Genomic DNA, 8,936 nt, shown 5'->3' with positions numbered 1-8,936 from the left:
GGTTGACCCCTGATGGTGGACACCTGACTGGTGGGACTGGTGGTCCCACGGGAAGGATGTCCGTATGTCGGGCAAGCGCAAGAAGTACACCCCGGAGTTTCGGGAGCAGGCTGCCCGCCTGGTGCTCGAAACTGGTCGGCCGGTGGCTCATGTGGCCGCGGAGATCGGTGTGGGTGAGCAATTGCTGGGCCGCTGGGTGCGCCGAGCCCGCGAGGCAGCTGACGCCGGTAATAATGACGCGGTGCTTGATACTGATGAGCGTGCCGAGCTGGAACGGTTGCGCAAGGAGAACGCCGAATTACGTTTGGATCGGCAGTTTTTAAAAAAAGCCGCAGCCTTCTTCGCCTCCGAGCAGAACCAGTAGACGCCTACCGGCTGATCGAAGCGGAGAAGGCAACCTATCCGATCACGCGCATGTGCACGCTGCTGGAGGTGTCGCGTTCGGGGTTCTACAAATGGCGCATGACCCAGGCAGCGGGACCCTCGCCGGCAGCTCGGCGCCGTGCCGAGTTGGACGTCAAAATCGCTGCCTGCCACCACGCCTCTGACGGGTGTACGGGGCGCCACGGATCCTGGCCGATCTGCGCGATGACGGTGAGACGGTGTCACGCAAGACGGTGGCGGCGTCGCTGCGCCGCCAAGGGCTGGCCGGGGTCAGCCCGCGCACGCTCGCACCGGTCACCACGATCGTCGACCTGGACGCTGCGATACCCAAAGACCTGGTCAAGCGTCGTTTCGATGTCGGTGAGCTGGACCGGGTCTGGACGTCGGATATCACCTATCTACGTACCGGTGAGGGCTGGCTGTACTTGTGCGCGGTTCGCGATGGCTGCTCGCGGCGGGTGATCGGCTGGGCCATCGATGATCACATGCGCACCGACCTGGTCGAGTCGGCCGTGGCGATGGCGGTGGCGCTGCGCGGTGAGTTGGCCGAGCAGGTGGTGTTGCACGCTGATCGTGGCTGCCAGTTCACCAGTGCACAGCTGGCCCGGTTTGCCCACGATCACAACCTGGCCCGCCCAGTGGGCCGCACCGGCGTGTGCTGGGACAACGCTCAGCAGGAATCATTCTGGGCCACAATGAAAGTCGAGTTCTATGACCGCTACTTGTGGCCCACCAAGGCAGCCGCTAGGCCCGCCGTTGGCGACTGGATCGAGCGGGTCTATAACCGACGTCGGCGCCACTCCTCGATCGGGATGATCGCGCCGGTCGACTACGAGAACCAGATCACTCAGACGGCACAAGCCGCCTGACCCTGTGTCCACCAAACGGGGTCAAGCCCAAAGACACTCGTCAGCAGCGCGGTGCGGCAAGGATGCATGACAACTTCGAGGAGCGTGATCTCGCCCTCCACTGTCACCTGACGCTCTCTTCAGACCGCCTGACACGATCGAGCTGGGATGCCACTGCAGTACGGGTGAAGCAAGGTACCGATGGTTGATGGCTCCGGATCAGACGCTGTCAAGGCTAGCGGCTAGTGTCGCGCGTCTGAATTTGGTTTACGGGTGTGAGGCAGGACTTCGTCTGCAGTCTTGGTCCACACGAAGGGGTGGCAGCGTTGGTTCCAGCCGTCGATGAATGCACCGATGGCGGCGATGAGTTCTTTGACGCTGTCAAACGATCCGCGACGGATCGCCTGGCGGGTGATGATCGAGAAGAACACCTCGACCAGGTTGAGCCATGACCCTGAGGTCGGGGTGAAATGCAGTGTCACGCGCGGATTCTTGTCCAGCCAGGCGTTGATGTCGGCGTGCTTGTGAGTGTGGTAGTTGTCGCACACCACGTGCAATCGCCGCCGCGGGTAAGCACGGGCCACCGCTTTGAGGAAGTCCAAAAACTCGGCCTTACCGTGTCGTTCATAGCAGCGGTCGGTCACTTTGCCGGTCGCGATCTCGAGCGCGGCGAACAAGGTCGCGGTGCCGTTGCGCTGATAGTCGTGGGTGGCCTTTTCCGGCAGCCCTGGCCGCATCGGCAGGATCGGCTGAGTCCGGTTAAGCGCCTGAATCTGGCTTTTTTCGTCCACGCACAACACGACCGCCTTGGCAAGCGGGTTCAGATACAACCCGATCACGTCGCGGACCTTGGCCTCCAATTCTGGGTCGGTGGAGAACTTGAACGTCTCCCGGCGCCACGGCTTGACCCCGTAGCGTCGCCACGCCCGGGCCACCGTGGCATCCCCGACACCGAGATACTTTCCCAACAGCCGACTCGACCAGTGCGTGACTGCCAACGAGTCCGGTGGCGGCTCCAGCGTGGCCGCCAGGATCGCCGCATCATCGACGGTCTTGGGCCGACCACTTCTGGGTTCGTCATCGAGACCGTCAATGCCGTACGCGGCGAAACGATCCCGCCACTTGATCACCGTCGGCCGCGACACCCCCACCAGTCGCGCCGCACCCGAGGTACCGGCACCATCGGCCACGGCCAACACAATCCGCGCCCGCTCGACATGGCCGGCAGACACCGTCGAGGACCGAGTCCACGACTCCAACATCACACGATCTTCAGGACTGATCATCAGTGCAGATGACGGCATACACCATCATCCCACACCGTAAACTAATTAATGACGCACGACACTAGCGAACCAGCTGGCGATTTGACTGCGTGAGCTGAATCCGAGCTTGGTGAGAATATGTTGAACATGGCTATCGATTGTCCGGCTTGACAGGACTAGTTTCGCGGCGATTTGTCGGTTGGTCATCCCGCGCGTAACCAGCTCGGCAACTTCCAATTCCCTTGCGGTAAGGGTGCACGCGTCCTTCTGGACGGGCTCGCATGCTGGCTTGTTTATGTCGGAGGTCAAGTCGGCCATCATGGGATTTGTTGGTGTCGCTGCCCCTTCGGCAATCAGAGCCTCTGTCACGTCGGCCCCAAGCGCTTCGCGGATACGTGCCACGGTGGCGGCGTGGCAGCTGGCCAGGTGTGTGCCGAACGATTCCATCGATGTGCCGAGGTTGTGCCATAGGGCGTGCGCCGAGCCGAGCAGCCGCGCGCCTTCGGCGTAGCGCCCGTCGGAAGCAGCGATCCAGGCCAGCATCTCGATCATGTGCGCGATGCCTAGATGATCACCGAAATCGGCTTTCACGCGGAGGCTTTCGCGAGCTAGATCGGTGGCGCTGACGTAATCACCAACCGACCACCGGTTGAGCGCCAGAACCCAAAGCGCATAGGAAGCTGCCCATCGCTCGCCAAACCGTGCGCTAAGTCGAATTGAACGCTCACAGTGGGCCGCGGCCACATCATGGTCCCCGCAGAAGAGGCACACCACAGCAAGCTGGAACAGCATAAATACCACCGCGATGGTGTCTCCGCATTCCTCGTAACGCGTCAGCGCTGTCTCATAGAAATGACGGGCGTGCTCGAGCTCGCCCTCGAAGAGCGCCGCCATACCCCGAAGTTGAGCAATGAAGCCGTCTAGCTCTCCGGCCTCGACGACCCTGGCGATTCGTTCCGCTTCATCGAGGCGGGCAACTGCCAACGAGGTCTCCCCGCGCAGCAGTGCAAGATAAGCGTCCACCCACATCGCTCGGACAATCGCGGGTTGAAGGTCCTGGCCATCGGCAGCGGCTAAGGCCTGCGCGAGCCAGCGGCGGCCCTCTCGCAGGCTCCCACCGGCGATCCAATACCACTGAAGCGCGGCCGCCAGCGCGCATGCCTGCTCACTGTCAGCGGTGTCGATACAGCGGTCGAAGGCCACGCGCAGATTGGCGTGGTCCAGACGGAGCCGGGTCAGCCATTCCGATTGCCCGCGGCTACACCATTCAGCGAAACCTTGTTCAGCCAGCCGCTGGAAATACCCGCGGTGAGCTTCCTGCAAGCGCCAAGTTTCTTTCGTCCTGGTGAGCCGAGCGCTGCCGTACTCGCGCACGGTTTCCAACAGGCGGTACCTCATCTGCTCGCCAACACGTTCGGCAATGAGGATGGACTTGCGTACCAACGCGTCCACCAGGTCGAGCATGTCTTGGCTAGCCAGCCCCGTACCCGCGCACACCGCCTCGACGGCGGGGAGCGTGAAGCTGCCCGCGAAGACTGAAAGCCGTGCCCATAAAGCTTGTTCCTTCGGCGCGCACAATGCATAGCTCCAGCCTAGGAGCGCCTCGAGCGTCTGGTGGCGGGGCAGCGCTGCGCTGTTGCCCGCGTTGAGGAGCTGGAATCGGCGGTCCAACCGGTCGAGTACGTCAGCAACCGTTAACGTTCTCAACCGGGCGGCTGCCAGTTCGATGGCCAGTGGGATGCCGTCAAGTCGCTCACAGAGGCGCGCGACCAGAGCGCTGTTATCTTCGGTGAGTTGAAAACCCTCCGCTGCGCTCGAGGCCCGAGCGCACAGTAGCGTCACCGAGTCGAATTGCGCGAGCGCCGATGTATCGACTGGCTCGGCCGACGACGGTGTGGACATCGGTGGCACGGTGAAGATCTGTTCCCCTAGCACACCGAGCGAATGCCGACTGGTGACGATGAAACGCACGGCTGGCGCGGCACGAAGTAGCTCACTGACCATGCCAGCACAAGCGTCGCTGAGATGCTCACAATTGTCGAGGATGATGAGCATCTGTCGATCAGCAAGGTAGTGCTGTAGTTGTGCCAGCGCCGTCCTCGTGGTGTGCTTGACCACACCGAGCACGCTGGCCACCGTGTCGGCCACCAGGGTCGGGTCCTGCAGTGTGGCGAGCTCGACGAACCATGCTCCCTGGCGGAACGCCCGGCGCGTGTCCGTGGCCACCTTGAGCGCCATACGAGTCTTGCCAACGCCGCCGACGCCTGTCAGCGTCACCAACCGTGACTCTTCGAGCAGCGCACGCAGTTCAGTCAATTCGCGGCGCCGTCCGACGAAGCCAGTGACCTCCGCGGGGAGGTTTCCCTCGGGGACCTTCATCTGTCACCTACTTGGAAGCACCTTCGTGGCAGTGACGCAGGGCCGGCATCTCCGTGCACGCATTGCCGTCGGATAGTAACCGCAAACCGTACCGCCGTGTCACCGTGCAGCATTTTCCCAAACCGTCGATGGGAAGATCGCCACATCGGGCGGGGGATTCGTCATTCATCGGCGATTCGGAGCCGCGGGCCCCGCCACGGCTTAGACGTGGTGTTGCGGTCAGGCCAGATCAGTTCCATTCGCAGGTGTGGCTTCTCGGCGTTACCGGTCGATAGCATGCGGGCCCCACCCTTTAATTGATCAGCCCACTCGCCACCTAGATCCGCGTAGCAGGGCTGCGGTTTGGCGGGAACCTCTTTGATGTCAGGAACTGAGTACCTCCGTTTAGCAGCGAGCCGGTGTGGCGACATCGTTCCTCCGGGACGCCTTGCGATCGTTATAGCGTTTATATCATGTCCGCTATCAAACCAACATATAAAGATCACATTCATATGGACCGGACTCGGCTGCCTGCGTGCGCGCTACTAGCCCGTCTGCGCAGCAGCGCTCCACAGCTCGTTCGCGCTGAAACTTTTCCCTGCGCGCATCAAGTGCCGCACCTGGCCGGGCACTCCGCAGTTGACCCCGAAGACACCGGTGATTCGATTAGCGTTGCGGTAGACCGCCACGAATCGATGGTTCGAGACATCACCGGCGATCTCAACGGCGTTGTGTGCAGAAGTTTCACCCAGACACCATATGTCGAGACCGAACTGATGTGACCATACAAACGGCAGCGACTTGTAAGTCGTCGGTTGTCCAAGCATGTTGCGGGCTGCTACCGCACCTTGTTGTTGGGCGTTAGATTCGTGCTCAATACGCACATGACGCTTCGATGTCAGCGAAGCCATCGCCGCAACGTCCCCTGCTGCATAGACGTGTCGATCAGAAGTGCGACAGTGCTCGTCGATGATGATGCCGCCCTCAGACATCTCTATACCCGCCGCGGCGACCCATGAGGTCGCTGTGCGACTGCCTACTCCGACGACGACCACATCACAGGCGACGACGGCGCCAGTGTTCAAACAGACAGCAGCGGCGCGTTGTTCGCCATGGATCTTCTCTATGGTGACGCCCAAATGGATTTGAACTCCGGCACGGCGGTGATAGTCGGCGAGAATCGTTCCAATTTGGTGACCCAACGCGCGCTGCATCAGCGCACCATCCCTCTCGACGACGTGAACCCGCGCACCGCGAGCGGTGGCGGTAGCCGCGACCTCACAACCGATGAATCCTCCACCAACCACGACAACGACTCTTCCGGGGCCAATGTCATCTCGCAGACGTACCGCATCCTCGAGATTGCGCAAGGTATGGACCCCCGGCAGCGAGGCCCCCGGTATGGACAGTCGTGCCGCCGTCACGCCAGTCGCGATAAGGAGGTTTTCGTAGGCCATCTGCCTCCCTGATAGCAGGGTCACCACCCGTTCGTCGACATCGAGCCCGCATGCAGCATCGCCGAGGACGAGCTGGATTCCCCGCTCTCGGTAGAAGTCGTTGTCTTTGAAGAACACCGAGGACGGTTCGGCCGCCCCTGACAACACAGCCTTCGACAACGGCGGGCGAGCGTAGGGCACGTGATGTTCAGCGCTGACCAAAGCGACCCCGCCGCGATTCTTCTTAGCCAGTAATTCCACTGCACTCCCAGCTGCCAGCCCTCCACCGACGACTAGATAGGGTGCCTTCTGAGTTGCCATGGGTCAGCCCACCGCCGCGGACCCAGTGTTCATAACTCACTTTCTGGGACGGCAATGAGCACTTCGGTTCCGTCCACAACGACGTCGTATTTTTTCACCGGTTCGACGCACGGCAACGCTGTCGCCTGTCCGGAACGCAGGTCGAACTTGCCTTCATGCAGAGGGCATTCGATCTCCAATGTGTCGACATGAAGCTCACCGGAATCCAACCACGCTTCGGCATGGCTGCAGACGTTGCCCAAGGCGTAGATCGCATCGCCGATGCGAACCACCATCACATCCTCTCCGGCGACCTCTATCCCCGCAGGTTCCTCATCGACCAGATCGGCGTAGTCGGCGACCTTCACCAATCTGCAGCCGCTAACCTTCTGCACACTCACATTTCTCTCACTTTCTCTGCAATAGGCGCTGCGACATCCTTTGCGCTGCGGCCTCTTGTGGGCTAGTAAAGGCGAATGCACTCATCCCCGTGCTCCAGGGCGTAATTGGTTCGTAGTAAAGGGTTTCGCCGCCCGGGTCACCTAATGTGGCTGCCGCGAAGATCCAATTGCGTATCTCCAGGCCACCGTTGCCGGCATGCTCGAGGATATAGTCGTTGGTCCAGCTGGCTGCGTAGCCACCGTCACCCGCGGCGAGCAACGCCAGAAACTCGGCGTCGAACTGCTCGTTAATCCGGCCCATCTGCGGAGTACCCGGCCAATGCGACAATCCGCCGCACCCCACCACAACTATTCGTTCCGCACGGGTGCGCACGTAGTCAGATAGCACCTGACCCAGCCGATAGCAACGACTCGGCGCGGCAAGCGCATGCATCGATTGCGTACCGATAACGAGCGGCATGACTACGACGTCGTCCAAGGAAAGCATCATGAGGATCGGAATGGCTAGTCCGTGGTCCGCGCGGAAACTACTCATTGTGGCGATATCGAACCCCTCGGCGCCCGCATACGACACGAATCCGCCAGCAAAATTGGCATCTGACGAGATTTGCACCTTCGGAATGTTCATCTCCCCGAATGTGGAGAACGAATCGACCACCGGGACGGTAAACGGCGGTTGTGGACCGCTGGGCAGCAGAGTCGGGCCATGTTCGGAGGACACCACCACCACAAGATCCGGACCGAGGGCCCGGATTCTGCGCCCAAGTTCTGCGAACCCGTCGACAACCTTTCTCGCTTGGTCCTCAACGCCTTGGCTAGGGAACATTGTGTGCGACGTTGCGAAGGCACCGATGACTTTACCCACCCACACTCTCCTATTCGTCCATAGCCGCGGCGAAGTACTCGCCCGCACTCATCATTCGCTCGAACTCTGGGTTGCACATGAACGAGCCCCACATCGCTAACAAGGGTGGCAGGCCCACTGAAGCAAACTTTTCGGGCGTCGGCTTGTTGCGCACGATGTTCATCTCGTCCGATGACAGCGAGTAACGCGAAAGAAACTCTTCATCGAGGGCACGAATGGACTGCCACGAGTCATCGCTTGTCAGCCCGTCTTCCACCATGCGCCGTAACCCAGTTGAACTCATCCCGCTACCCCTGTGACAGAAGGAAATCGAGTGAAACGCGAGCGAATTCCGCGGGATGCTCAATCATCGCCCAATGTCCACAGCGAGGAATCGCATAGAGGCGAGACTCTTCGATCAATTGATGGAAGCGGACTGACTCGAGCAACGGAACCACGGCGTCTTCGCGACCCGATACGACGAGCGTCGGAACAGATACCGAAGCGATGTCGTCCTCGGCATAATGCAATCCGCCGTGCTCGCGAACCCACGCCATCGTCCGCCGGTAGGCGTCCATCACTACGGGATCGCATGTGAGCTTATAGCGATAGTCAACCAAATCATCAGCTGGAACGAAGCTTTCGTGAGTTAGGGCGCCAACGATTCGAGCCATATCATCGCGATTCGGTTCTCGGTAATTCAAGATCGTTTGCAACTGGGGCGAAAAGGCGCGGTTCAGGCCAGCACTGCCCATGAGAACCAACGTCTTGACCCGCGCTGGCTCTGTCATCGCGAGACCTAAGGCGGTGGCCCCCCCCATCGAGTTGCCGATGAGTGAGACCTGCTCCAAGCCCACAGCATCGAGAAATGCCTTTAGATGGCTTACGCGCGCGTCCTGGGAGTATTCGAAACCATCACTGTTTCCGCGGACTCGGCTGCGTCCGAAGCCCACCATATCTAAGGCGATGGTTCGGAATTGTGATGCGAACGTAGCCATCAACGGTGCCCAGTTACCCCACGCATCTGCGCCGGCACCTCCGCCATGGATCAACACGAGCGGAGAGCCTGACCCCGATTCCCAGTAATGCGTTTCGATCTC

At 60.8% G+C, this 8,936-nt stretch carries 7 protein-coding genes and 1 pseudogene; 1 reads left to right on the top strand and 7 read right to left on the bottom strand.

Translation table 11 applies throughout. From position 1 onward, the window contains the following. Positions 1-64 precede the first annotated feature (64 nt). Positions 65-1,253, top strand: a pseudogene (locus tag ABQE93_RS26950) (IS3 family transposase). 221 nt (positions 1,254-1,474) lie between these two features. Here the strand turns inward: ABQE93_RS26950 and ABQE93_RS26945 are convergent. The 7 genes from ABQE93_RS26945 to ABQE93_RS26915 form a co-directional block, all read right to left on the bottom strand. Beyond that, complete coding sequence (locus ABQE93_RS26945; RefSeq protein ID WP_448411944.1) at positions 1,475-2,536, bottom strand: IS630 family transposase; 1,062 nt, start codon at positions 2,534-2,536, stop codon at positions 1,475-1,477. 27 nt (positions 2,537-2,563) lie between these two features. Then, complete coding sequence (locus ABQE93_RS26940; protein ID WP_448411946.1) at positions 2,564-4,876, bottom strand: LuxR C-terminal-related transcriptional regulator; 2,313 nt, start codon at positions 4,874-4,876, stop codon at positions 2,564-2,566. 524 nt (positions 4,877-5,400) lie between these two features. Beyond that, a complete protein-coding gene (locus ABQE93_RS26935; protein WP_448411948.1) occupies positions 5,401-6,612 on the bottom strand; it encodes an NAD(P)/FAD-dependent oxidoreductase in 1,212 nt (403 codons plus the stop codon). Positions 6,613-6,641: 29 nt separating this feature from the next. Beyond that, complete coding sequence (locus tag ABQE93_RS26930) at positions 6,642-6,992, bottom strand: non-heme iron oxygenase ferredoxin subunit (RefSeq protein WP_165614229.1); 351 nt, start codon at positions 6,990-6,992, stop codon at positions 6,642-6,644. A 7-nt stretch (positions 6,993-6,999) separates the two neighbouring features. Beyond that, on the bottom strand, positions 7,000-7,857 hold the full coding sequence (locus ABQE93_RS26925; RefSeq protein ID WP_131815219.1) for a DODA-type extradiol aromatic ring-opening family dioxygenase: 858 nt from the start codon (positions 7,855-7,857) through the stop codon (positions 7,000-7,002). 10 nt (positions 7,858-7,867) lie between these two features. Further along, positions 7,868-8,140 carry a hypothetical protein gene (locus ABQE93_RS26920; RefSeq protein WP_448411951.1) on the bottom strand — a complete coding sequence of 91 codons (273 nt, stop codon included), beginning with the start codon at positions 8,138-8,140 and terminating at the stop codon, positions 7,868-7,870. Between the two features lie 4 nt (positions 8,141-8,144). Continuing rightward, the coding region (locus tag ABQE93_RS26915) for an alpha/beta fold hydrolase (RefSeq protein ID WP_448411953.1) at positions 8,145-8,936 on the bottom strand (792 nt) is incomplete at its 5' end.

The sequence above is a fragment of the Mycolicibacterium sp. XJ662 genome, from assembly GCF_053484035.1.
This window is presented reverse-complemented; position numbering and strand designations above follow the sequence as displayed.